Annotated in this window: 21 protein-coding genes and 1 pseudogene; 14 read left to right on the top strand and 8 right to left on the bottom strand. The window is 52.2% G+C overall.

Annotated features, from left to right (window positions below; all coding sequences use genetic code 11):
* Positions 1-52: 52 nt before the first annotated feature.
* Entirely contained in the window at positions 53-1264 is a 1212-nt protein-coding gene (locus EV209_RS07695) for an ABC transporter permease (protein ID WP_130434733.1), read from the bottom strand.
* Positions 1261-2040 carry an ABC transporter ATP-binding protein gene (locus EV209_RS07690; RefSeq protein WP_130434731.1) on the bottom strand — a complete coding sequence of 260 codons (780 nt, stop codon included), beginning with the start codon at positions 2038-2040 and terminating at the stop codon, positions 1261-1263. The genes EV209_RS07695 and EV209_RS07690 overlap by 4 nt, the downstream gene beginning before the upstream one ends.
* Positions 2041-2255: 215 nt before the next feature.
* Here EV209_RS07690 and EV209_RS16665 point away from each other — a divergent pair, with 215 nt between their 5' ends.
* From EV209_RS16665 to EV209_RS07630, 12 genes and pseudogenes are all read left to right on the top strand, one after another.
* Positions 2256-2600 (top strand): spore coat associated protein CotJA, encoded by a 345-nt coding sequence (locus EV209_RS16665; protein WP_243647542.1) that lies wholly within the window; start codon positions 2256-2258, stop codon positions 2598-2600.
* On the top strand, positions 2597-2851 hold the full coding sequence (locus tag EV209_RS07680) for a spore coat protein CotJB (protein WP_130434729.1): 255 nt from the start codon (positions 2597-2599) through the stop codon (positions 2849-2851). The genes EV209_RS16665 and EV209_RS07680 overlap by 4 nt, the downstream gene beginning before the upstream one ends.
* A pseudogene (locus EV209_RS07675) lies at positions 2851-2943 on the top strand (manganese catalase family protein); the annotation flags it as partial. The gene EV209_RS07680 and the pseudogene EV209_RS07675, both read left to right, overlap by 1 nt.
* Positions 2944-3059: 116 nt before the next feature.
* Positions 3060-4469 (top strand): uracil-xanthine permease family protein, encoded by a 1410-nt coding sequence (locus EV209_RS07670; RefSeq protein ID WP_130434727.1) that lies wholly within the window; start codon positions 3060-3062, stop codon positions 4467-4469.
* 2 nt (positions 4470-4471) lie between these two features.
* The gene (locus EV209_RS07665) at positions 4472-5548 is read left to right on the top strand and encodes an ABC transporter substrate-binding protein (protein ID WP_130434725.1); all 1077 of its coding nucleotides are present in this window, start codon (positions 4472-4474) and stop codon (positions 5546-5548) included.
* 25 nt (positions 5549-5573) lie between these two features.
* Positions 5574-6560 carry a FecCD family ABC transporter permease gene (locus EV209_RS07660; protein WP_130434723.1) on the top strand — a complete coding sequence of 329 codons (987 nt, stop codon included), beginning with the start codon at positions 5574-5576 and terminating at the stop codon, positions 6558-6560.
* Positions 6557-7390 carry an ABC transporter ATP-binding protein gene (locus tag EV209_RS07655; RefSeq protein WP_130434721.1) on the top strand — a complete coding sequence of 278 codons (834 nt, stop codon included), beginning with the start codon at positions 6557-6559 and terminating at the stop codon, positions 7388-7390. Before EV209_RS07660 ends, EV209_RS07655 begins: the two co-directional genes overlap by 4 nt.
* Positions 7338-8135, top strand: coding sequence for an FAD binding domain-containing protein (locus EV209_RS07650; RefSeq protein WP_130434719.1), 798 nt, complete (start codon positions 7338-7340; stop codon positions 8133-8135). Before EV209_RS07655 ends, EV209_RS07650 begins: the two co-directional genes overlap by 53 nt.
* Positions 8132-8596, top strand: a complete 465-nt coding sequence (locus EV209_RS07645) for a (2Fe-2S)-binding protein (protein ID WP_130434717.1) — start codon at positions 8132-8134, stop codon at positions 8594-8596. The genes EV209_RS07650 and EV209_RS07645 overlap by 4 nt, the downstream gene beginning before the upstream one ends.
* A 2-nt stretch (positions 8597-8598) precedes the next feature.
* Positions 8599-10875 (top strand): xanthine dehydrogenase family protein molybdopterin-binding subunit, encoded by a 2277-nt coding sequence (locus tag EV209_RS07640; RefSeq protein WP_130434996.1) that lies wholly within the window; start codon positions 8599-8601, stop codon positions 10873-10875.
* Entirely contained in the window at positions 10865-11506 is a 642-nt protein-coding gene (locus EV209_RS07635) for a nucleotidyltransferase family protein (protein WP_130434715.1), read from the top strand. The genes EV209_RS07640 and EV209_RS07635 overlap by 11 nt, the downstream gene beginning before the upstream one ends.
* Positions 11507-11671: 165 nt before the next feature.
* Positions 11672-12976 carry a putative ABC transporter permease gene (locus EV209_RS07630; protein WP_130434713.1) on the top strand — a complete coding sequence of 435 codons (1305 nt, stop codon included), beginning with the start codon at positions 11672-11674 and terminating at the stop codon, positions 12974-12976.
* Here EV209_RS07630 and EV209_RS07625 read toward each other — a convergent pair.
* Positions 12949-14385, bottom strand: coding sequence for a recombinase family protein (locus EV209_RS07625; protein ID WP_130434711.1), 1437 nt, complete (start codon positions 14383-14385; stop codon positions 12949-12951). The two genes, EV209_RS07630 and EV209_RS07625, sit on opposite strands and share 28 nt — an antisense overlap.
* Positions 14386-14460: 75 nt before the next feature.
* Here EV209_RS07625 and EV209_RS07620 point away from each other — a divergent pair, with 75 nt between their 5' ends.
* Entirely contained in the window at positions 14461-14688 is a 228-nt protein-coding gene (locus tag EV209_RS07620) for a hypothetical protein (protein ID WP_130434709.1), read from the top strand.
* A 19-nt stretch (positions 14689-14707) separates the two neighbouring features.
* Entirely contained in the window at positions 14708-15211 is a 504-nt protein-coding gene (locus EV209_RS07615) for a manganese catalase family protein (protein ID WP_130434994.1), read from the top strand.
* Positions 15212-15319: 108 nt separating this feature from the next.
* Here EV209_RS07615 and EV209_RS07610 read toward each other — a convergent pair whose 3' ends face one another.
* The 5 genes from EV209_RS07610 to EV209_RS07590 form a co-directional block, all read right to left on the bottom strand.
* Positions 15320-16195: a YitT family protein gene (locus EV209_RS07610; protein WP_130434707.1), complete on the bottom strand. Its 876-nt coding sequence runs from the start codon at positions 16193-16195 to the stop codon at positions 15320-15322.
* A 215-nt stretch (positions 16196-16410) separates the two neighbouring features.
* Complete coding sequence (locus EV209_RS07605) at positions 16411-17583, bottom strand: N-acetylmuramoyl-L-alanine amidase (RefSeq protein WP_243647541.1); 1173 nt, start codon at positions 17581-17583, stop codon at positions 16411-16413.
* A 14-nt stretch (positions 17584-17597) separates the two neighbouring features.
* On the bottom strand, positions 17598-18029 hold the full coding sequence (locus tag EV209_RS07600; RefSeq protein ID WP_130434705.1) for a hypothetical protein: 432 nt from the start codon (positions 18027-18029) through the stop codon (positions 17598-17600).
* A gap of 283 nt (positions 18030-18312) precedes the next feature.
* Positions 18313-18582 (bottom strand): hypothetical protein, encoded by a 270-nt coding sequence (locus EV209_RS07595; protein ID WP_130434703.1) that lies wholly within the window; start codon positions 18580-18582, stop codon positions 18313-18315.
* A complete protein-coding gene (locus EV209_RS07590) occupies positions 18576-23354 on the bottom strand; it encodes a tail fiber domain-containing protein (protein WP_130434701.1) in 4779 nt (1592 codons plus the stop codon). Before EV209_RS07590 ends, EV209_RS07595 begins: the two co-directional genes overlap by 7 nt.
* Positions 23355-23356: the final 2 nt, after the last annotated feature.

Genomic DNA, 23356 nt, shown 5'->3' with positions numbered 1-23356 from the left:
AAACCCAGAACAGGCTTTTTGATATGGAGAAAATAGAGGCAAAACGCAGAAATCAAGCGTTAAACATCACCTTCTCCGACCCAAAGGCCTTAGCAATGACAGCAGTAAGTATTCCGCCGTAAGCCAGAGTAGAGAAGAAAGTCAGCAGGAAATGCGTGATCGTCAGATCCATCGTGAACACCTCGCCCATGGCCACACTGCAGTTATATACCGGAATCAGGTAATAGACAGTATCCTTTACCCCGGAGCCAGGAGAGATCATGGTGAAGATGCCTGCCACGATAACCAGAAGGTAGATCGGCGTCACATAAGCGGAAGCTTCTTTCACTGATTTTGCAAATACCGCTACAACCGCTACCAGCGCCACATACAGAAATGCCAGCGACAGAATTACGGCTGCCAGCATGGCAATCTGGCTTCCTGTGATGGAAAACGCCATTTCCTCTCCAAAGGACATGGCCTGAGGCAGGGCCACGATCAAAGCTACCAGATAGACCAAGGCCGAGAGCAGTGACAAAACTGTCAGGGACAACAGTTTTCCCAACACAATTTCACTGCGTTTGGCTGGCGTGACCAGCATGCTGGCCATGGTGCCGCGCTCTTTTTCCCCAGCGATGGTGTCTGTGCCCAGGCTCATGGTGCCTGCGAACAGCAGCAGGGTGATCATGTAGGGAAGCATGGTAGCCAAAAGCTTGCCGGATGCTTTCTGCTCGTCCTGGATGACAGAGCCGGGATTATTTTGATCGATGGTAAAAGCAGTCAGAGCGTTCAGATCGCCGAAACGCTGTTTCAGCAAATTCTTTTCGTAAACGCTGGTCATCTGAGCGACAAAATTTTCCCTTGCAGAAGTGGAATAATTCTGCGAAGGATTATAAAAGGTCAGCACTTCAGGAATGCTGCTGCCGGCTTCATAATCCTCCACCTGCTGCAGGAAGTTTTCCGGGAAGATCACCAGCAGGTCGGAAGTGCCGTCGTAAATCTGCTGTTTGGCAGCGGTGATATCCGCCTGGGAATCCAGCCAGGTCACCTGGGCGCTGCCGAAGAAATCTGAAAGGGCGCTTTCCAGGTCCGCGGGAGCATTCTGAACGGAAATAACAGACTTATGCTGTTCCTGGTCAGAAGCCTCTGCCTTTGCCAGATAGCCGATCAGGCTGTAAATCCCGATCAGGATGATGACCGGCAGAAGGAAAAGAGAGAAAATCATTTTAGGATCCCGGAATACCCGGCGCATCTCTTTGTTAAATACAATTTTTATGTTGTTCATGCCTGCACCTCCTTTTCATGGGCCAGATAAAGCCGGAAGAAAGCGTCCTCCAGATCATCTGCCTGTTCCTGGGCCAAAAGCTCTGAAACAGTGCCCTGGGCTGCCAGCTTGCCGTCAATGATGATTGCCACCCGGTCGCAAAGCTTTTCTGCCTCAGACATGATGTGAGTGGAGATGATGACCAGTTTTCCTTCTTTTTTCATCTGAAGCAGATAATCTGTCACTGTCCTGGCAGTGATGATATCCAGGCCGGTGGTCGGTTCGTCAAAAATGATAACGTCCGGATCGTGGATCAGGCTGACTGCGATGGAGGCTTTCTGCTTCATGCCGCTGGAAAGCTCGTCAATTTTCTTGTCCTGAAATTCTGTGATGCCAAATTGAGAAAACAGCAGCTTGGTCCGCTGGCTGATCTGCTCGTCGTCCATTCCGTGCAGGCTGCCGAAAAAATGCATCAGATACAACGGCGTAAACTGCGGGTCCAGTTTGATTTCATTTGTCAGAAACCCGATTTTGGACCGGACGGCCGCTGAATCCTTTACCGTATCCAGACCGTCGATGAGAACCTGTCCTTCTGTGGGATGCAGCAATGTGGCCAGACAGCGCAGCGTTGTGGTTTTGCCAGCGCCATTTGTGCCCAGCAGGCCGAATATTTCACCTTCATGGGCAGTGAGCGACAGGTGGTTCACAGCAATTTTTGTGCTGCTGGAAACCTTCAGCTTTGCCTGCTGCCGCTTGCTCAGCTGATAGATCTTTGTGAGATCCCTGATTTCAATCATACGATACCTCCATTTAGACTGATTTGAAATGTTTTGAAGCAAAAAGCTTTAAACATGCAAATTATATCATATTTATTCACCGCCGCATACTCTTAATTCTTACAATTTCACCGGGGAGTTATGACAAGGGAAAGGGGACGGCAATTTTTCTGGAACCAAGAAGGCATACTTTCATACTATGTTATTAGACGTGCAGAATATGAAAGGAGATTTTTATGGATTGTTATATGAACCAGAGGCGTCCTGATATGCGGCGTCCCGGATGTTCCGCTCCCTGCAATAACGGCAGACGCCCCTCCTGCGGCTGTCAGGCAGACCAGGGGAATTGTCCCGCAGCCATGCCCTGCCGCGGAGCCTGCGGCAATGTTTCGCCAAAGGAGGCTGCGTATGAGTTGGAGAGAACCAGAAACGATATGCCGGGATTCCAGCTGGCAATGGCCTATGTGCCGTGGCAGTGCTGGGGAGATCAGTACTGCTGTGATGAAGCCCTGCAGAGAGGCACAATTTTCCCTGCATTAGATTTTCCATTCCTGATCGGGAGGTGCGCAGTTAGAAGATGAGAAACCGGGAACAGTTATTAAAAGAAATCTTTCAAGTCAGCTTCTGTGTGGATGATGTGACTTTGTATCTGGATACCCATCCACAGGATATAGATGCCATGCAGTTTTACCATGAACATGTAAACCGCAGAAAGGCCATGCTGGACGAATATGCCGCACAGTACGGTCCCCTTCTGATCGACGACGTCACCTGTCAGGACCGCTGGACCTGGACAGATGAACCTTTTCCGTGGGAAGGAGGAATGTGCTGATGTTCCGTTATGAAAAGAGATTGCAGTATCCTGTAAAGATTACCCAGACCAATCCGAAGCTGGCGCAGGTTATCATCAGCCAGTTTGGAGGAGGAAAGTGCAAAAGGATATGATTTTTGCCGGGATTGCTTGACAGGCAGGGGGAAAGCCGCTACAATTATTTTGCGCATCCCCCGGGGATGTGTTACAAAAGAAAAGGAGATATATGATGAAAGAGAAAAAGTCTTTGAAAGAAGCTTATGATTTTTATGGTAAGCTTCCGCTGGGCCGTGCGATCCCTCTGGGTTTGCAGCACGTTCTGGCCATGTTTGTGGGGAATCTGACCCCTATCCTGGTAATTACCGGGGCCTGTGGGATTGGTGCAGGAAGCGAGTTTGCGGAACTGCAGGTATCCCTTCTTCAGAACGCCATGCTGATCGCAGGTATTGTGACGCTGATTCAGCTGTTTGCCATCGGGCCGGTGGGCGGTAAAGTGCCGATCATCATGGGAACCAGTTCCGGATTTATCGGGGTATTCAACAGTGTGGCAAAAACCATGGGCGGAGGAATTCTTGCTTATGGCGCGATGATGGGCGCTTCGATCATCGGAGGCCTTTTTGAAGGGGTTCTGGGATTTTTCCTGAAACCGCTGAGAAAGTTTTTCCCTGCCGTGGTGACGGGTACTGTAGTACTTTCCATCGGTTTGTCTCTCATCGGCATCGGCGTGAACTCCTTTGGGGGCGGAGATAAGGCGGCGGATTTTGGTTCTGTAGAGAACTTGCTTTTAGGCGGCCTGGTTCTGGTGGTGATCATTGTGCTGAAACATGCCACCAAAGGCATGGCCAGCTATTCTGCTATTTTGATCGGAATTATTGTAGGCTATATCGCGGCTATGGTAATGGGGCTGTTCCTGCCCACTACAGGGGTGGCGGCTGACGGCACGGAATATGTGAAAGCCTGGGCTCTGAACTGGGACAAGGTTGCGCAGGCCGATTGGTTCGCCGTGCCGAAGCTGATGCCTGTGAAGCCGGTATTTGACTGGCGGGCAATTCTGCCGGTGGGAATTATGTTTATTGTGACAGCGGTGGAAACCGTGGGAGATATTTCCGGCGTTACAGAAGGCGGTATGGGCCGTGAGGCCACAGATAAAGAGCTGTCCGGCGGAATTATCTGCGACGGCCTGGGTTCCAGTTTCGCAGCAGTATTCGGCGTGCTGCCCAACACCTCATTCAGCCAGAACGTGGGCCTGGTGGCAATGACAAAAGTGGTGAACCGCTTTGCTCTGGCAACAGGCGCGGTTTTCCTGATCCTGTGCGGGCTGTTTCCGAAGCTGGCGGCTCTGATTTCCATTATGCCTCAAAGTGTTCTGGGCGGAGCGGCTGTGATGATGTTCTCTTCTATTGTGGTCAGCGGGATTCAGCTGATCACGAAAAATCCGATTACGGCCAGAAGCATCACGATTGTTTCCGTCGCCTTAGGCCTGGGCTACGGCATCGGCGCGAACAGCGCGATCCTGTCCCACCTTCCCCAGACGGTACAGCTGATTTTCGGCGGCTCCGGCATTGTGCCCGCCGCTCTGGTGGCTATTATTCTGAATATCGTGCTGCCCAAAGACCAGCCTGCGGAGGCTAAGAACTGATCATGAAGAAGAAATTGATCGGCCTGGTCCTGACCGCTGTTTTCGCATTTACTTCGCTGACCGGGTGCGGGCAGGCGGAAGAACAGAGAACTTCAGCAGCGGCAGCTGCCCCTGAAGAGAGTGCAGAAACGTCTTCCTCTGTGAAAGAGCAGGAGGGAATTACCATAACAGATCAGGCGGGCAGAACGGTAAAACTGGACGGGCCTGCAGAAAAGCTTGTTTCTTCTTATTATATTTCTACTGCCCTGCTGGTGGCGCTGGGCTGTGAGGATAATCTGGCGGGGATCGAGATGAAAGCGGATACCAGAGAGCTGTACAGGCTGGCCGCTCCAGGGCTGCTGGATTTGCCGGCTGTGGGTTCCGGCAAGGGGATTAATGTGGAGGAAACCGCGGCACTGGAACCGGATGTGGTAATTCTGCCCAAGCGGTTGGAAGAGAGCGTTTCCAGCTTCGATGCGCTGGGCATTCCGGCGGTGGTGGTAAATCCGGAGACCCAGGAGGATTTCGAGGAATGTCTGAGCCTTTTGGCGGAGATCACAGGCCGTCAGAAGGAGGGAGAAGAGCTTTTGGATTATTACCACGGGAAAATGAATTTTGCACGGGAACTGACAAAAGATGCAGAACGTCCTCTGGTCTATCTGGCTTCTGGTTCCGACTATCTGCGGACCTGTACCTCTGAGATGTACCAAAATGAACTGATTGCCATGGCGGGCGGAAAAAATGTGTCCCAGGAATTGACGGACAGCTATTGGACGGCTGTATCGGCGGAGCAGCTGCTGGCCTGGAATCCGGATTATATTTTCGCGGTGAGCTATGCGGAATATACGCTGGAAGAGATAGAGGAAAATGCGGCTCTGAAGCAGACTGCCGCGGTGCAGAAGGGAAATGTACTGACGTTTCCTTCAGAAATAGAGGCGTGGGATTATCCTACCCCCTCTTCTGTATTAGGCGTGCTCTGGCTGACCAGCAGGCTGCATCCTGAGCTCTATTCCGAGGAAGCGTATTTGAAGGATGCGGAAGACTTTTACAGCCGCTTTTTCGGGATTACAGTGACAAAAGAGGCGCTGGGCGTTTCATAAATTTTAGGGGTAAGAGAGGTAATTGATGAATCATAAAAGGTTCTGGGTGATGGCCGGAATAATGCTGGGCGCTGTGCTTTTGTCCCTCTGTGTGGGGCGGTATCCGCTGACGCTGTCAGACCTGTGGGGAATTCTCACAGGCTCTGACGGGGGGATGGGGAGCAGGGTGTTTCTGCAGATCCGCCTGCCCAGGACTTTTTTAGTTCTGGCCTGTGGTGCGGCGTTGTCAATATCCGGCCTGGTGTATCAGAATATATTCCGGAATCCGCTGGTTTCTCCCGATGTGCTGGGCGTGACCGGCGGCGCTTCGGTGGGCGCTGCTGCTGCGATTCTGGCGGGTGCATCTGCAGCGGCGACAGCGGCTTCCGCTTTCGGAGCCGGTATTTTTACCGTGCTGGTTACTGTGGCCCTGGCAAAAGCCGCAGGCGGGCAGCAGAAAGTGACGCTTCTGATCTCGGGGATCGTCACGGGCGCTCTGGCGGGCGCTCTTTTAATGATGCTGAAATATCTGGCGGATCCTTCCCAGCAGCTTCCGTCCATTGAATACTGGCTGATGGGGAGTTTTCATACGTCGGACTGGAAGGATGTGGGGGCTGCGGCGCCTGTGATTGCTGCTTCACTGTTTTGCCTGTGGCTGATGCGGTGGAAACTGCAGCTGCTGGTGCTGGGAGAAGAGGAGGCCGGGAGCCTGGGGCTGCCGGTGGGGAAGGTCAGGCTGGCGGGGGCTCTGCTGGCCACGCTGCTGGCGGCTTCCGTGGTATCAGCTGCAGGGGCTGTCTCCTGGATCGGCCTGATCGTTCCCCATATGATCCGGCGTCTTTTCGGAGATGATCTGAAAAGGAACTTCAGCCTGTGCGCCATGGGGGGCGGGACGTTCCTGCTGCTTGCGGACACACTGGCCAGGTCTCTTACTGCGGCAGAAATTCCGGTAAGCATTCTGACTTCCTTTGCCGGAGCGCTGCTGTTAGCTCTGGCACTGGCGGGCAGGAGCAGAAAGGGGGAACTGCTGTGAGCCTTGAATTCAGAAATATCACACTGTATCTGGAGAACAGAATAATCTTAGAAGACGTCTCTTTTTCCTGCAGCGGAAGGATTACTGCCGTGATGGGAACAAACGGCGCGGGGAAAACTTCCCTTCTGAAATCCCTGCTGGGGCTGTACCATCCTGGGCGGGGAGAAATATTGCTGGACGGAATAAATTTGGGACAGCTGAAGTCTCCTGTCCGCCGGGCGCAGCTTCTCTCCTATGTGCCTCAGGACTGCCAGGCCGCCGGATGTCCGGTGCAGGAATTTGTGGTTATGGGCAGAAACCCCTATCTGAAATTCTGGCAGATGCCGGGAAAAAAAGAGTATGAGGCCGTGGAGCATGCCCTGGAGGAACTGGGGATTCAGGATTTGAAGAACAGGACGATGGAGCATTTGAGCGGAGGGGAGAGAAAACTCTGTTATCTGGCCAGGGCCAGGGTGCAGGAGGCCGGGTGGATGGTGCTGGATGAGCCGGAGAGCGGCCTGGACTTCGGGCGGCGCCGCCTGCTGCTTTCCCGCCTGAGGGAATACCTGACAAAACACGGGAAACATGCTATAATGAGCGTACATGATCCGGCGCTGGCGGACGCTTATGCGGACCGGGTGGTGCTGCTGCAGGAAGGGAGAATTCTGGACTGCATCAGTCAGGAAGATGAAAATTACGAGGAACGGATGATGGAAGGGCTGCGCCGGCTTTACGGCAGGCAGCTGGACTGGGTGCGGGGAGCAGCCGGGCGGGCCGTCGTCTGGAGAGGAGACAGGAATGCTGACCATTCAGAATTATGTGAAAGCAGAAAGCCTGGAGCAGGCCTATGAGCTGAACCAGAAAAAGAGCAGCAGGATTATCGGCGGGATGCTGTGGCTGAAAATGAGCAGGATGCGGGTGCAGACTGCGATAGATCTGTCCGGCCTGGGGCTGGATACCATAGAAGAGGAAGAAGATTCTTTCCGGATCGGCAGCATGGTTTCCCTGCGCCAGCTGGAGCAGCATCCGGGGCTGGCCCAGAGTACGGACGGGAGCATGCGAGAGTGCCTGCGCCATATCGTCGGCGTCCAGTTCCGGAATCTGGCTACCTTGGGCGGCAGTATTTTCGGCCGGTTCGGTTTTTCAGACGTGCTGACGGAGTTTATGGCCCTGGGGGCTGAGGTGGAGCTGTACCGGGGAGGGAGGATTTCTCTGGAGCAGTTCGCGGCCATGCCTGCGGACCGGGATATCCTGGTGCGGGTGATCCTGCCCAAAGAGCCGGGGCGCTGTTCCTATCAGTCTCTGCGCAACAGCAGCACAGACTTTCCTGTTCTGGCCTGCGCCGTATGTGCAGGAGAGAACAGAGCGGCTGCTGCGGCTGTGGGCGCCCGTCCCGGCAGGGCTGTGCTGGTGCGGGATGAAGAAGGGATTCTCAGCGCGGGGATCACAGAGAAAAGCGCGGAAGAATTCGGTGCATATGCGGCGGCAAAAATCAGGACCGGCAGCAACATGAGAGCCGGTGCGGGGTACCGGAAGCACCTGGCGCAGGTGCTGGTGAAGCGGGCCTGCCTGGAGATCGGAGGAATGCAGGGATGAAGATTACAGTGACGGTAAATGGAAGAAAAATTCAGGAAGATGCAGCCTGTGACCTCCTGCTCATTGATTTTCTGCGGGCCCACGGGTGCCTCAGCGTGAAGCGGGGCTGTGAGACTTCCAACTGCGGGCTGTGCACGGTGATGCTGGACGGCCGCCCGGTGCTGTCCTGCTCCGTGCTGGCTGTCCGGGCGGACGGCAGGCGGGTGGAGACGCTGGAAGGCCTGCAGGAAGAGGCGGAGGAGTTTGGCGCTTTTATCGCGGACCAGGGAGCGGAACAGTGCGGATTCTGCAATCCGGGCCTGATGATGAATGCCATCGCCCTGTTCCGGGAAAATCCGGAGCCGGAGGAAGAAGAGATTAAAGAATATCTGGCTGGAAACCTCTGCCGCTGTTCCGGCTATGAGGGGCAGCTCAGGGGAATCCAGGCTTATCTGGCCTGGAAAAAGGGGGTGAGGTCATGAAGCTGAAATCAGTCAGTCAGCCTGTCCGGAAAAAGGACGCCATGCAGCTTTTGACAGGCAAGCCAGTGTATCTGGAGGATGTGGCCCCTGCGGGATGCCTAACAGTCAAAGTGCTCCGCAGCCCTCATGCCAATGCGATTGTAGAAGAAGTAAACGAAGACGCTGCTTTAAAAGTGCCGGGGATCGAGGCAGTCTATACCTGGGAAGATGTGCCCCGGCAGCGGTTCACCATGGCAGGGCAGACATACCCGGAGCCCAGCCCCTACGACCGGCTGATTCTGGACCGCCATGTGCGCTATGTGGGAGATCCTGTGGCGATTGTGGCCGGAGAGACAGAAAAAGCTGTGGATCAGGCGCTGAAGCTGCTGAAAGTAAAATATCAGGTGTTAGAGGCGGTGCTGGACTTCCGGAAAGCCAAAGACAGCGATATTCTGGTGCATCCTGAAGACAGCTGGAAATCCCTTTGCCCTGTGGGCGCGGATAACAAGAGGAATCTCTGTGCCAGCGGAGAGAGCGGCCATGGAGAAATTGACGCGGTGCTGGCGGACTGTGATATCATTGTGGAGCATACATATCATACCAAGGCCTGCCAGCAAGCCATGATGGAGACTTTCCGGACCTGCTGCACCATTGATCTCTACGGGCGGCTGAATGTGCTAAGCTCCACGCAGATCGTTTTCCATGTGCGCAGAATTCTCTCCAATGCCCTGGGCATTCCAAAGTCCGGCATCCGGGTGAGCAAACCCAGGATCGGAGGAGGATTCGGGGCGAAACAGACTGTGGTGGCGGAAGTTTTTCCCGCGTTTGTGACCTGGATGACGAAAAAACCTTCTATGATGATTTTTACCAGGCAGGAGAGCCAGACCGCTTCTTCCCCCAGGCATGAAATGGAAGTCCATGTGAAGGTGGGGGCTATGAAGGACGGGAGAATCCGGGGAGTGGATCTGTACACCCTTTCCAATACAGGGGCTTATGGGGAACACGGCCCCACGACGGTGGGATTGTCAGGGCACAAGTCGATTCCGCTGTATGGTTCTCTGGAAGCGCACCGTTTTTCTTATGACGTGGTATATACTAACGTGATGTCAGCAGGCGCATACCGGGGATATGGAGCAACCCAGGGGATTTTTGCCCTGGAATCCGCGGTGAACGAGCTGGCTGCAAAGCTGGGCATCGACCCGGTGGAGCTGAGAAAGCGCAATATGGTGCGGGAGGGCCAGGTGATGCCCGCCTATTACGGGGAACAGACGAACAGCTGCGCGCTGGACCGCTGCCTGGACCGGGCGGCGGAAATGATCGGCTGGAAGGAAAAATATCCCCGGAGAGTGCTGGACAACGGCCATGTGCGCAGCGTGGGCGTGGCCATGGCCATGCAGGGTTCCGGCATTTCCGGCGTGGACGTGGGCTCCGCCACACTGAAAATGAATGAAGAGGGATATTATACGCTGAGAATCGGCGCGGCGGATATGGGTACGGGCTGCGATACTATTCTGGCGCAGATGGCGGCGGAATGTATGGAATGCCCGATTGAGAATATCACGGTGCTGGGCGCGGATACAGACGCTTCTCCCTATGATTCCGGCTCCTATGCTTCCAGCACCACCTATGTCACAGGGAAGGCAGTGGAAAAAGCCTGCGCCAGGCTGCGGGAAAAGATTCTGGAAACAGGAGCGGAGCTGCTTTCCTGCGGGACAGAGCAGGCGGAATTTGACGGAAGCGTTGTGGCGGACCTGCAGAGCGGCAGAAGCGTAACCCTGAAAGAAATAGGAACAGCCGCCATGTGCGGCAGCTGCAGGGCCCTGGAGGTGACGGAGAGCAACAGCTCCCCCATCTCTCCGCCGCCGTTTATGGCAGGCATGGCGGAAATCGATCTGGACCCGGAAACCGGCCATGTGGAATTGGTGGAGTATGCCGCCGCGGTGGATTGCGGGACAGTGGTGAACCCAAATCTGGCCCGGGTTCAGACAGAAGGTGGGATCGCCCAGGGCATCGGGATGGCGCTGTTTGAAGATGTGCAGTACAGCGGCAGAGGGAAAGTGCTGGAAAATTCTCTGATGCAGTATAAGATCCCCACCCGGCTGGATGTGGGGAAAATCCGCGTGGAATTTGAGAGCAGCTATGAGCCCTCCGGGCCTTTTGGAGCCAAATCCATCGGAGAAATTGTGATCAACACCCCTGCACCGGCCATTGTTCATGCAATCTATAACGCTACGGGAAAATGGTTCCGTGAACTGCCGGTAAAACCGGAAAGGATTGTGATGGAGCGCTGTGAAGATTGATGTGATATTGCTGGCGGCCGGCAGCGGCCGCCGTTTTTCCGATGAGAAGCATCCCGGCAAAAACAAACTGCTGCATCTGCTTGGCGGAAAACCTTTGTATTTGCGGTGCTTTCAGAATTGGGCGGAAGCTGCCGGGACGAGTGAGGGATGCCGGATTTTTGCAGTGGCAAGAGAACAGGAAATACTGGACGCGGCTGAAGATATGGGCTTTTTTCCTGTGGACAGCCCCGAAAGCGCCAACGGAATTTCTTACTCTATCCATGCCGGGCTTCATGCGTCCCTGGAAGGCGGAGGGGCGGAACGTTTTGTCTTTGCAGTGGCGGATCAGCCTTTGCTTCAGGTTTCCAGTCTGAAACGTTTCCTGCAAAAGGCAGCGGTTTCTGACTACGCCTGTCTGGCCTGGGAACAGGAGCTGTATAATCCGGCCTCTTTTCCAGCTTCCGCGTTGCCGGAATTGATGGCGCTGCCCGGGGATCAGGGAGGAAAGCGGGTTTTGCTGGGGCATTTGGATCAATGCGCGCGGGTATATGCTTCCCGCCGGGAAGAAATTCTGGACGGGGATACGGCACAGGAAATGAAGGAATTGGAGAGGATTTATGCCGTTTATCAGCCTGATCATACCAGCGTTTAATGCGCAGGCATATTTGCGCCGCTGCCTGGACAGCGCTGCGGCTCAGAGTTTCCGGGACATGGTGGGGCTGTTAGAAACCAGTCGATCCATCAGGCTAGGGTGCAAACGGTCACCTGGGCGGAAAAACCTGATAGTAGGGGAAAATAGAACAAAGGAGAAAATGAAGTGAATGTACTGGTAAAAGCTGGGGGGTTATTTTTGATCTGTTCCTTTTTGGGATGGTGCCTGGAAGCGGCGGCAGTATCTGTACGGAAAAAGTCTTTTGTGAATAAAGGTGTTCTAAACGGGCCGTTGTGCCCTGTGTATGGGATCACATTCCTGATTGTCCTGGCAGTGACAAAAGATCTTCAAGACAATTGGTTTTTCTTATTATTAGGATGTATGGTACTGGCTACAGTCGCGGAGTTTCTGACGGGAAAATTCCTGGAACACATTTATGGAAGAAAGTGGTGGGACTATTCTCAGAGAAAATGCCAGTATGAGGGATATGTCTGTCTGGGGAATTCGCTTCTGTGGGGGATTTTGGGCCTGGTCGGAGTCAAGTTTCTGGCGCCGTTTTTCCTGAAATTGCTGGATATGATTCCCAGTGTGATCCGGACTCCTCTGGTACTGATCCTTCTGGCAATAGCGGTTTTGGATGCGATAGAAACATTTGCGGTGGCCCTCCGGTGGAAGAAAACCGAAGGGATGGAAAATCTTGGCGGGAACCTGGAAAGAATTTCTTCCAGGCTGGGAGCGGGAATCTTTTCTTATACGAAAAAGCGCCTGCTGAAAGCATATCCCAACAGTTCGTATTCTCAGGCGCCTTCCCTGCTGGGGAAAGGCGCGGCTGTATTTGCGGAAGGCTGCAATTTTTACAAGCTGGCATGGCTGTTCCTGATCGGTGCGTTTTTGGGCGATCTGGTGGAAACTGTGTTCTGTTTCCTTACCTCAGGAGTGCTGATGAGCAGGAGCAGCGTGGTCTACGGGCCATTCAGCATCGTCTGGGGGCTGGCTGTGGTTTTGCTGACAGGACTGCTGTACCGTTTCCGGGAAAAAGAGGACAGGTATCTGTTTTTGGCAGGAACAGTATTGGGAGGGGCTTATGAATATGTGTGCAGCGTATTTACTGAAAAAGTATTTGGCGCGGTATTCTGGGATTACAGCGGAATTCCTTTTAACCTGGGCGGGAGGATCAATTTGCTGTACTGCTTTTTCTGGGGGATCGCAGCCCTGGTTTGGATGAAGGTGTGTTATCCGCCGCTGTCCCGGCTCATTGAAAAAATCCCGATGAAGGCCGGAAAAGCTCTGACTTGGGTACTGGTTTCTCTGATGATCGTTAATATGGCTGTTTCTGCCGCTGCTTTAGGCAGGTATACGGCTCGTACAGCAGGAGTGGCTCCGGCTAATCAGATAGAAATCTTTCTGGACGAACATTTCCCGGATCAGCGAATGGAGCGTATTTATCCCAATGCGGTGGTAAAACGATAGATAAGGCGGAATGTGCCCTCTTTCCGGTCGAAGACCACTGAAGCCAGCAGGTTTTTCAGGATACGGTTCTGCAGGCCCGGAGAGATACGGTCCTGGCGGATCCAATCCAGAAGCCGGGCGGCAGGCAGACAGACCGGGACTAGATGACTTTCCGGGGAGCTCTGCCTGATTTCGGGATATGAGGTGCATTCTTCTGTATGGCCTGGAGAAAGAGACAGCAGCGTTGTCAGCTGCTGTTTTTTTTCGCGATATTCCTCCAGAGAATCCACGCCTGCCTCATAGGCTTCCCGAATTCTCTCCAGCCGTTTTTCCAGCCTGCGTCGCAGCGTTTTTGCTGCTTCGGATGAAACAGCGCCGCAGAAATCCTGTCCGGAATCTCTGCCCTTGGAAATGGGGATGGAAAAAGAGAAGGAAATCTCCCCCAGGTCTTCCTCGAGAGCATCCAGCAGCACCTGCCGGAATACCGAAATGGAGACAGAATGGCTTTCTTTGCACTGCCCCCTGGAATAACGGCAGCATTGCAGAGAATTTCGGGAAGATCTGGTGAGCACCGAGCCGCAGCAGCTGCATCTGACCAGACCTTTCAGCGAATAAGGCGGCCGGCATTCACAGGCGGCGCGGGGGGCATGGTTCCTCTTTTTCTGAACCTGATTGAATACTTCCTGGTCTACCAGAGCGGGATGGGTGCCAGGAACAGGGCTGCAGCCTTTTCTGCAGTGAAGTCCCAGGTAGACCTGATTGGAAAGCAGATAGGAAACAGCGCGCGGAGTGAATGGGTTGCCTTTTTTCGTGAGGATTCCCTGCTGATTGAACCAATCCGCCAGATCGCGCAGGGTCTGGCCGTTTAAAAACCTGCGGAAAGTTTCCGGAACCAGCGGAGCCGTTTCCGGGTCGGGGATAAAAGCCCCCTCCCGCGCCAGATAGCCAAAGGGTGGAGGAGATACCACGCCGCCTCTGGAATATTTTTCCTGCATTCCCCGCCGGACTTCCTGGGCCAGATTGATGGAATAATATTCATCCATAGCTTCCAGCAGAGCCTCCACCAGAATCGAGGTGGGATCTGAAGAAAGCTGCTCGGTGATGGAAATCACCTCTATTCCGCAGTCCCGTCGGAGCAGAGATTTATAGAAAATACTGTCCTGGCGGCTTCTGGCAAAACGGGAGAATTTCCAGACCAGGATCAGGTCAAAAGGGCGGGGAGTCTGCTTCGCCATGCTGATCATTTTCTGAAACCCGGGGCGCTTGGCCGCGCTGCGGCCGCTGATTCCTTCGTCGGTGAAAACCAGTTCTTTAGGGAGAAGGAGCTGGTGAGAGGCAGCATATTCCAACAGCTTTTTTCGCTGGCTTTCCGGGGAATATTCGATCTGGTCCTCTGTGGAAACGCGGATATAGGCGGCGGCAGTCTTCATTATTGCCTCTTTTTGTTTTTTTCTAATATATTCCGGAGGACTTTGGGATATGGTAGAACTGGAGGTGAAAAACTGATGGAAAAACGCAAGGATGGAAAGGAAAGTAAGGAGAAAAAAGAATGGGCAGAGGACGAAAGAAGAAAATCCAGAATAAAGCGGGTCGGTGAGGGGCCGGAGGCAGCATTACGGATGCGGCTGCAGAAAGAAATGGAAGAAGCGCTGTCAGAAATCTGCCGGGAAACAACGGAGGATGGGGAGGCGCTGAGAGAACTTTCATCCCCTTTTGCACTCAGGAGGACCTGACGGTGAGCTGGCGGCCAGCATGCGCTACCTGTCTCAGCGGTTTACCATGCCGAATAAGACCTGTAAAGGGCTGCTCACTGATATCGGTACAGAAGAGCTGGGCCACCTGGAAATCATTGGAGCAATTATTTATCAGCTCACCAAAAACCTGAGCATTGAAGAAATCAAAGCTTCCGGATTTGACAAATATTATGTGGATCATACCCTGGCATTATGGCCCCAGGCAGCCGGGGGCATTCCCTTTAACGCCTGCGAGTTCCAGTCCAAAGGAGACGCGATTACAGACCTCCATGAGGATATGGCGGCAGAACAGAAAGCGAGAACCACATATGACAATATCCTGCGCCTGATCGACGATCCGGACGTATGCGATCCCATCCGTTTCCTCAGGGCAAGAGAAGTAGTGCATTATCAGAGATTCGGAGAAGCGCTCCGTACAGTGCAGGATCAGCTGGATTCCAGAAACTTCTATGCTTTCAATCCCGAATTCGATAAAAACCCGAAAGACTGCGGCTGCAGATAAATCAGGCAACTGCCGGGAAAAAACCAGTCAAAAAGGCGGAAGAGAAAACGTAGGAGCCTATAGCTAAGGCATGGAGGCTCCGGAGTTTTCTCTTCCGCCTCTTTGCGGCTACTTTCCCCCATCCCCGAACTGCAGGGTACGGAATCCCTCCCCATGTACCTCGTTGGACTCCATAATAATGATAAACGCCCCAGGATCTTCTTTTTTTACCGCGCTCTGGACCTGGTACATCTGCTTATTATTGCAGGCGCACATCACAACCTGCTTTTCGTCCTCCTGATATCCTCCGGCGGCTTTCAGGATGGTGGAGCCGCGCCCGCAGGACTGGTCGATGACATCGCAGATTTTCCGCCCGTTGTCTGTCACAATTAACGTCAGTTTTCCGGAATTGATTCCGTACATCACTTTATCCACGACGGTGGCGAACAGATAGTTGACGATCATTCCGTAGATAATGCCGTCCACATCCCGGAAAATCGCTCCTCCGGCCAGGATGATGACCATATCAGAAAGAAATACGATTTTACCCAGAGAGAGGTGGGGGCGCAGCGCTTTAACCGCCATGACCACAAAATCAGATCCGCCGGTGGAGGAATTCTGCATGTAAATAAGCGCATATCCCAGCCCGGCGATCACTCCGGTACAGATTGCTGCCAGCAGCTGGCTTCCTTCGTATACAGGGAGCAGGGGTCCTACATAGTCGATCATCAGAGAAGAGAGGATCATGCAGCGGATGGAACGGAAGAAAAAGGAGCGTCCCAACAGTTTGTAGCAAAGAAAGGATACTGGTATATTCAGCAATATGGTGCCCGCGCCCACCGGCAGGGAAAACAGCCGGTTTAAAATAATGGCGATGCCGGAAAAGCCGGTCATTGGAAATTCCGCGTTGACAGCAAAATTATAGATGCCCACAGCCACCAGAAAACTGCCGATCACCTCCATACAAATGGCCTTCCAGGATATTTTCTGCAAAAATTGTCTCATAAAAAGGACCTCCGTTCTGCTGTGAAATATTAGCGCCGCTCCATGATATAAAAATCTGATCATGGCAGTGGGCCAAAACAAAAAAAGAGCGGATACAAACCATACTGTTATGATCTGCATTCGCTCTTTTAAAATAGTATAACACAAAACAGGGATTTCTGCAATTTAAAATAATATAAAATCAGAATAATCTGCCGCAAGGGACGCGGAAGAGATTATATCTTCCGCACAAAATCAGAACGGCAGCAGCCGATAGCGTTGCCGTCTTTTTTCACCTGATACCAGATATATCCGTCAGAACCCATGATTTCACCGGTAATTTCCAGCAGAGTTCCGTCCGCCAGGACATATCGGATGTCTCCGTTTACGGGTTCCGTGCGGATTCTCAGGTTTCCTCCGGTGATTTTGCCTGTCCAGCTCTGATAGCCGCCCACTTCTGTGAGATAAGCGCCGTCCGCGTAGCCAAAGCTGTCTCCGCAGAGCAGGAGCTTCCAGCCGTTTTGGGCGTCCTGCAGGACGCCTACGTTGTACCCGTTTCTCAGACCGATAATGAATTCACCGGTGGGATGAGGATATTTTCTCATATTGAGGATGCCGTCAGGCGACTTTACGATCATATGAGGATAGTCCGGGCAGGGCTTCAGATAAGCGCCTCCCATATATCCTTCCCATAATTTACCTCCGCCGTCGTAATATCTGCAGTATCTCCATCCATTGGGATACTCCCTGCGTACATTGACAACAGTGCCTGTTTTTGCAGAGCCTACGGACGGATAAGAAGTGCCGGGGCCGGTGCGGAGCATCAGAATACCGTCAGGGCTTTCTACGGCAGCGACATAATTTACTTTGGCACTTCGGTCTTCAGTTTTCAGCAGGGTTTTGAAATCCTCCCAGGCTTTCGGATTGTGGACAAAGGGAGCCGGGCAGATTTTATGGGTGACATCATAATGGCGCAGGATGTGGTCAGTTTCGATCCCGTATTGCTCCATCAGTTCCCGGATCAGGCCGGCAGCCGCTTCTATGGTCTCTTTTTCAAAATACCAGTCTGTATCAGACGCATACAATGTACTGGCATTCTTTTTTCTGACACACATTTCCACCCCGATGGAATTCGCGTTTCTGCAGTCCGGGTGGTAATAGGTTCCATAGGTGCCGCAGTGCCAGGCGATATTCTGATCTGAGACAGACTGCCAGATATCTCCTGCGAAGCCTACATAGTAGTGGGCGGATGCTCCGACGCTGGAGGAAGCGTAATACTGGCAGTTTGCCTTCGCGTCTCCCAGTGCGCCCACATAGTGGACAACAATATACCGGATATCTTTTGCGGTTCTGCCTGCAGGCTGCATATTGCAGGTGTTTGTACATAAAATAGAACGATTTATCTGCACGGGAAACCCTCCTTTCAGGCCGGCAGCTCCGGCTCATCCGGGCTTCTGTGTGTGAAAATATGCGATAATCTATAAAAGGTATCTCCTGGCAGGTCTGCAGTTTCATTCTGGGGATATTTGGAAATATCCCCAAGAAATTCATCCAGGTCAAACTCAGGGGCCGGGATATCGTTTTCATAGTCCAGCAGTTCCTGGCATTGTTTGCTGATGGCCTGCCGGCGCTCTGCTTTTGTTTCCTTGAGTTCTTCGGAATCACCTTCCTGGAGGCTGTTTGCCTCCAGGTCTTCAGAAAGGGATTTATATTGGGCGATGATCAGCTGGTTCAGTTTTTCCAGCTTGTTATACAGCTCGTTCAGGACCGGAATATATTTAAAGCTCATTCTCAATTTTAAAATATCTGCCAGAGGCTCCAGGCTCTGGTTTACTGCTAAGTTCGTGATTTTCAAGATAACGGCCTCCCATTGTAGTATTTAATATTTTATTGCATAGGAAACTGCGTTCCCTATGCAACAAGACCCTCCGGGGGATGCGCACTGCGGCGTAAGGAATGATGTCGCTTGTGTGACACGCCGCAGGCGGAGAATCCCGCGAGCGGGATTCTTTTTCATTACATAGGAAACTGCGTTCCCTATGCAACAAAACCCTCCGGGGGATCGCACTGCGGCGTAAGGAATCACGTCGCTAAAGCGACACGCCGCAGGCGGAGAATCCCGCGAGCGGGATTCTTTTTCATTTACCCACGGGTTCAACTTTTGATTTTGCGGATTCTGTTTTGATCTGGTCAAAAAGGGAATACATCGCGTCTTCAAATGCAGTTCTGTCCTGGTTTACTTCTGCCCGGTTTTCCCGGTAGGCAGCCTGGTCCTGGATATAAAAGGAATAGGCCGGGGCGTCGTCTTTTATTTCATTTTCCCCGATCGTGCAGGTGAAACTGGCGATGGAAACCCCATCTACAATACTGCTGCCTGTAAATTGAGTATTCTTGCTTGTTTTTAACATTTGATTTCCTCCTTGGATGATATGGTTTCTCTGATTCCGTGCGCTGCCAGAAGCGCATAGGCTCTGGCCAGCTGGCTGTTCAGATTTTGGATCTCGTGTTCTAACTGTGATTGTTTTGATTCTATTTTGGAGATTCTGCCGGCATGCGCGGCCAGGCAGCCGTCCAGTTCCTGCATGCCTTTCCACAGGATTCCGCTGATGCTGTACATATTCACTGCGTCCCTGGTTTCATTGACAATGCAGTCTGGCGCGCCCCGCTCGATCACAAAACCGATTTCTTTTTTATGGATTCCTTTTTCCAGGTCTATTTTGCGGTTGTAGGAATAGACTGGGGATCTGCGGATCAGGGACAGGGCGTTTTCCTGGTAGGGTGAAATGTTGGATTTGAATTTTTCGGAAGATGCTGTGGTGTATTTACCTGCTATGATTTCCTGTGGGTCTGTGCCGGCGTAGTTTTTGACGTATAGGGCGTAGTTGGTGTGGATCTGCACGGCGTTGGACTGGTTGTTGGCACAACTACGGATGGTGTTGCACCAGAGAGGCTTTTGTAAATGTGTGTGATCAGGAAAAAGACCTATTTCATTTGCCCATGAACTATCATTTTTTTGCAAGGAAAACCATACCCTATCCCCTGCCGAGCCGATAACGGCCCTGTTGACTTTACCGTAACCCGCACATAGATAATTTGCTGTTCTGGAATGCCCCTGGACATCTAATGTTCCTGCAATACTTGCAGATCCTGTAACGTCTATATTACCTCCACAAAGCATATCTCCTACAGTTTCAAGTGAGCCCCAAGATCCGTCATAACTCTTTTCAACTAAAATCCTTCCTTTAATTGAAAAGATTGCTGTAGAGCTAAACATAGAAAATAATCGCCATAATTCTTTTCCTGAATCTCTGCTAAATGATCGTATCATGTACCCATTCATATTTATATATGCGGGGCTATTTGTCTTGAGAGTTATGGACGGGATACTTTCCTCCCCAGTGCTGAGGACAATATTGCCTCCTGTAATAATGGCATTGCTACAGTTCATTTCTCCAGCGTTTGTTACTTTAAATGTCGTTCCACAGCTAATACCATTTGTCCCAAGATACACGCTGTTGGAGGCTCCGGCAAGCGCTGTAGTTCCTTTCGCGATATAAGACCCGCCGATAGAAAATCCCCCAATATTTGCCGATATTGCTTCCAAAGAATTTACGTTGATTTTATCCGCTGTAATGCTGCCGTCCACAATCAATTCACCCTGGTTTTTCTTCCTTACACAGACATTCTTAGCATAGATTTGAATTTTGGAACTGCTTTTGTCATAAATACAGATGGCATAATATCCGTAATTTTTACAAGACCCCAGATTAATGGTTCCGGAAAAAGTCTGTTCTGCGGTTGTCAGGGAATGGGTGGGGCCGGAAACAGTGACCTTAGTTGTTAAATCATCAGTTGACCGGTTTCCGCAAAAGAAAACACTGACAGTACAGGAGCCGGAAGCCGAGCCTTTTGCAGTAAAGGTATAATATAACTCTTCATTATTATTAAAAGAATTGGGCTTATACTGCGTCAAGGCCAGGTAGGGATTGGAGGATGTCTTTTTTGTGATGTATCCGCTGCTGAAAATGTTATCACCGCCGCTGCCGAAGGGGTGATTTCCGGCAATTGCAGATTGTGAGAGCACCTCATTTGCTGTAACATAGTTGGTAAAATCCCCCAGGGCAATTTTTTCCGCGGTGATGGTATTGGTTTTGATCCATCCGCCGTTAATCTGCGTGGTGGTGCTGATCGCATTATCCGTCCATTTCATGACCATATTTTTCAGGTTCAGCAGGGTATTCCCGTTTGTGGTAATCCAGGCGGGCGTAGCGTTGATTTTTCCCTGGGTTTCACTGCTCAACCCATTGAAAGAAATTAAACCATGAAGGTTGATGTAATTGGCCGCCAAAGTGGCGGTACGATCAGTAAGCTCAAAATTGCTGGAAGAGGTACCGGATTTGACGATCCATCTGAAGCGGTCTGACAGCTGCGAGGCAGTGGTCTGAACTGCACTGATTTTCATATCGGTATCATTAGAACTGGGGGACCAGTCTGTGGGGATTTGGCCTTCTTCGAATTTTATTCCGTATATGTAAATTTCTCCGACTGGATGCAGTATGGCAGGAATAACAGTTATAATGCCACTGGCATCTTCTCTGGTTTTAAATACCATCTTATACCGGTACCAATTACTGTCCAGAAGATGAGTAACTCTGCCGTCAGAGGATGAACTGCCGGTACCTCCTGACAACGACTCGGATTCTACACAGGGATTGTAGGCGGAACTCACGGAATTGCATAAAATGGAATCAATGGAACCATAGCCCGAGGCATAAAAACTCAATGCATAGTAAGTATTTGGTTTAATATCAATTGTATCATGCCATATGCAGACATTCTCAGATTCACTGTCGGAAGTATTTTGGTAGTAATAGCTGGTAAATCCATTTTCCCATCCATATTCATATCCAAAACCCCCGGTCATACCGCTGAAATCCCTTGTCCCATCCAACAAGTTCACCCCGCCGATCTGTACATACTGCCGGACAGTAGAAGTAATCGCCTCATCCGTGATTTTCTGTTCCGCGGAGTTCACCCTGGCAGTCAGGCTTGTGACCTGTCCGTCCATTGTGCGGAGGGTAGTTTCTGCGGTAGAAACCTTTGACGAGATCCCGGACAGGTCGGTGGTCAGGGAGGTGACCTTGTCCGTGATTGTTTTGACCGTAGTGTTGTCATAGGCGCTTATTTTGCCGTCAATATCCGTCATCCAGACTTTATCCGTAATGGATTTATCCACCTTATCCACGATAGAAGACACGCCGGACAGCGTGGATTTTGTTTCTGAAATGATCTGGGGCAGCGCCTTGAATCCGTTATCGGAATACATATAGATATCATGCTGGGGATACAGATAGATTTTGTGGGTTCCGGACATATACCCCAGGGAGATATAGAGCAGATGATCTTCTGAGGCGGGCTCTGTTGTAGTAAAAAGAGCGGAGCCTGGGGTGAAGGTGGTGCCGGAGAGGGTTCCCACCAGATAGCAGGTTTTCTTCGCCTCCCCCGTCCAGCCGGCTTTTGTGGCCTGCAGATCCACTTCGGGAAACTGGGTGAAATTGTTTGTGCCTGTGGCTCCCGCGGCGATGCTTCCTGCGGCATACAAAATCTGTTTGGTGATGTCAAAGCCTGCGGAAGGAGCCAGATGGAAATATCCGCTGTTGTCGCCTACAATCAGTTTCCCGGCTGTAATCGCGGTTTTGGCTGTGATGGGGCTGGCGTGTTTTACTCTGTCGAAGGTATCGGAATTGTAGTTGGCGTCAGCCCACCAGCCCTGGGAGATCACAGAGCTTCCGGCAGAGACGTTCTGGCGGTAGATCAGCCGGATGGCGTTGTTCGCGGGATATTGGGTGGTCAGCCTGGTGGAACCGGAATAATAGCAGGGAACGGCTCCTGTGGCGCTGCCGTCCGCTAGTGTCAAATTCAGCGTGGCGTTTCCGGAACCGTTATAAGGCAGCCAGTAGGTGATCTGCTGCCCGTCCTGGAGATAAAAGAGATCCGCTTTTCCGGTCCAGTTTCCGGTGACCCCGGACTGAGTGCCCAGGACAGTTAAGGAAGTTTGGGTATTGATATCTTCCGGGGCGGGAGTCCAGTCAGTGGCATGGTTCCCTCTTTCGATTTTGATCCATTCCACGCTGGCTGTCACGGTTTCGGAAGCCGGATGGGTGGCGACAGAAAAGGTGTTCACATCGGTATCGCCGGGAGCCGGATCAGGACAGGTAAAGGTTGCCTGATATATTTTCTTTGTCTCATCATAAGAAAGGCTTTCGGCTGCGGGAGTATTTCCCAGATCCCGCCACAGCCCCAGGCCTGCCCCTGTGACGGAGCCTTTCAGGCTGACCGTATATACTGCGCCCGGGACCCAGGTTTCACTGAGCCTCCCGTTCATGACATGGCTGGAGGCGGAGTACCAGCCTTTCCGGCTGTTAAGGGCCAGGTTCCTGCCGCCGATCTCCAGATCTGCGGTATCATATAATTTCAAAACAGTGATTACATCAAAATAGGCGCTGTCGCTGCTGATACATTTCAGAGAGAGTGACGTGACGTCCCGGGTGAACAGATCGCTGGTTTTACTGATTGTGAGCGCGCCGGAGAAGACGGTCAGGCCGTGGGCTGCGCCGGAAACATCTGTCCAGGAACTGCCGCCGTCCCTGCTGTACTGCCATTTTCCAAAGGTTATCCCGCCCTGAAAGACGGGCGTAAGCCGGATGGTATCGGGGGAGAAGGTAAGCCCTCCGTCCGAAGATTTAAAGACCTGGGATGTGGCGGAGAGGTCCACAGCTTTAGCGGGCGCTCCTGCCGATCCTGCTGCCCCGGCTTTTGATAAGGTATAACTGAATACTTTGGTGATACTGACCCCGTTGGCAGTGATGGGGATATTTACAGTCCCGCTGAGCGCGGTCAGAGAGGAGGTGACTGCCACAGTGACGGAAGCGCTGGCAGTTCCGTTGTTCTTTACCGTCATAGTCATTCCTGCGGGGAGCCCGGTGATGCTTCCCACGGCAGCGGCAATTCTCTTGATGCCCTGAAAGGCGAGGATGTCTGTTGAGACAGCGGCGGCGGCAGCGTGCCCGGAAGAATCCGCGGCAAAGGTGTGGTTTTCGTCGGTGAGAATGACTGTGACAGAATCTCTACCGTCTGCTACATTTGTGATTGTTACCTGGTTTGACGCTTTTAGCGGCATTT

It is taken from the genome of Cuneatibacter caecimuris, assembly GCF_004216775.1.
GTDB lineage: Bacteria > Bacillota > Clostridia > Lachnospirales > Lachnospiraceae > Cuneatibacter > Cuneatibacter caecimuris.
Note: the sequence above shows the minus strand (reverse complement) of the source record. Positions and strands in the feature narration are given on the sequence as shown.

Excerpts from the sequence above, each read along its gene's own strand:
- EV209_RS16665 (WP_243647542.1), top strand. The coding sequence starts at position 2,256 with ATGGATTGTTATATGAACCAGAGGCGTCCTGATATGCGGCGTCCCGGA.
- EV209_RS07595 (WP_130434703.1), bottom strand. The coding sequence starts at position 18,582 with ATGTTAAAAACAAGCAAGAATACTCAATTTACAGGCAGCAGTATTGTA.
- EV209_RS07650 (WP_130434719.1), top strand. The coding sequence starts at position 7,338 with ATGCTGACCATTCAGAATTATGTGAAAGCAGAAAGCCTGGAGCAGGCC.
- EV209_RS07695 (WP_130434733.1), bottom strand. The coding sequence starts at position 1,264 with ATGAACAACATAAAAATTGTATTTAACAAAGAGATGCGCCGGGTATTC.
- EV209_RS07590 (WP_130434701.1), bottom strand. The coding sequence starts at position 23,354 with ATGCCGCTAAAAGCGTCAAACCAGGTAACAATCACAAATGTAGCAGAC.
- EV209_RS07615 (WP_130434994.1), top strand. The coding sequence starts at position 14,708 with ATGCGCTACCTGTCTCAGCGGTTTACCATGCCGAATAAGACCTGTAAA.
- EV209_RS07665 (WP_130434725.1), top strand. The coding sequence starts at position 4,472 with ATGAAGAAGAAATTGATCGGCCTGGTCCTGACCGCTGTTTTCGCATTT.
- EV209_RS07680 (WP_130434729.1), top strand. The coding sequence starts at position 2,597 with ATGAGAAACCGGGAACAGTTATTAAAAGAAATCTTTCAAGTCAGCTTC.
- EV209_RS07620 (WP_130434709.1), top strand. The coding sequence starts at position 14,461 with ATGGAAAAACGCAAGGATGGAAAGGAAAGTAAGGAGAAAAAAGAATGG.
- EV209_RS07690 (WP_130434731.1), bottom strand. The coding sequence starts at position 2,040 with ATGATTGAAATCAGGGATCTCACAAAGATCTATCAGCTGAGCAAGCGG.
- EV209_RS07625 (WP_130434711.1), bottom strand. The coding sequence starts at position 14,385 with ATGAAGACTGCCGCCGCCTATATCCGCGTTTCCACAGAGGACCAGATC.
- EV209_RS07645 (WP_130434717.1), top strand. The coding sequence starts at position 8,132 with ATGAAGATTACAGTGACGGTAAATGGAAGAAAAATTCAGGAAGATGCA.
- EV209_RS07670 (WP_130434727.1), top strand. The coding sequence starts at position 3,060 with ATGAAAGAGAAAAAGTCTTTGAAAGAAGCTTATGATTTTTATGGTAAG.
- EV209_RS07610 (WP_130434707.1), bottom strand. The coding sequence starts at position 16,195 with ATGAGACAATTTTTGCAGAAAATATCCTGGAAGGCCATTTGTATGGAG.
- EV209_RS07660 (WP_130434723.1), top strand. The coding sequence starts at position 5,574 with ATGAATCATAAAAGGTTCTGGGTGATGGCCGGAATAATGCTGGGCGCT.